General features: G+C 61.0%; 2 protein-coding genes. One reads left to right on the forward strand and one right to left on the reverse strand.

All coding sequences use genetic code 11. The annotated features are described in order from the left end of the window. The coding region (locus NWF34_RS25340) for a TetR/AcrR family transcriptional regulator (RefSeq protein ID WP_258326409.1) at window positions 1–202 on the reverse strand (202 nt) is incomplete at its 3' end. Between the two features lie 114 nt (window positions 203–316). Here NWF34_RS25340 and NWF34_RS25345 point away from each other — a divergent pair. After that, a partial coding sequence (locus NWF34_RS25345; protein WP_258326411.1) for a PaaI family thioesterase occupies window positions 317–659 on the forward strand: 343 nt, incomplete at its 3' end.

The following is a 659-nucleotide window of genomic DNA, read 5'->3' on the forward strand; positions in this document are numbered from 1 at the left end:
CGAAGGCAGCCGCCACCAGATCTGTGGAGCTCTCGAAGTGACGATACAAGGTGGTGCGAGCAACACGAGACAGTCGAGTGACCGCCTCCACGGTAACGGCTTCGACCCCGCCACTGTTCAGCAAGGTCACCGCAGCATCCAACAAACGCTGACGCGACCGAACCCGCCTCGGGTCAACATCGTCGGAATCGATGGTTTCCACCTGGCCACTCCCTATATAGCCAAAATCACGAACCCCTGACTGCACAACAATACCGTCGGTAACAGAGCGAAACTGCCAGTGGCGGTACCGATTGAAGGCTCAGAAAGGTCACTTATGAGGGGCGACAAACCACTACCAGCACACGCACCATGGTGCATGGGATGCGGCGAAGACAACCCCAATGGCCTGCACCTCGAGGTACACCTGCACGGCGACCACGTCTACGCCGACCTGCAATTCGACGAGCGCCACTCAGGAGCCCCGGGACTCGCCCACGGCGGAGCCATCTCAGCGGCATGCGATGACATCATGGGTTTCACCCTGTGGATCGCCGAGACACCCGCAGTCACCCGAACCCTCACCGTGGAGTATCGACGCCCGGTCCCACTGCACACCCCCGTGCACATCACCGCCTCCCTCGTCGACGAAACCGACCGCGCGCTCTTCATCGAAGCCA

This window comes from Gordonia sp. GONU (genome assembly GCF_024733855.1).
In the GTDB taxonomy this organism is placed as follows: domain Bacteria; phylum Actinomycetota; class Actinomycetes; order Mycobacteriales; family Mycobacteriaceae; genus Gordonia; species Gordonia amicalis.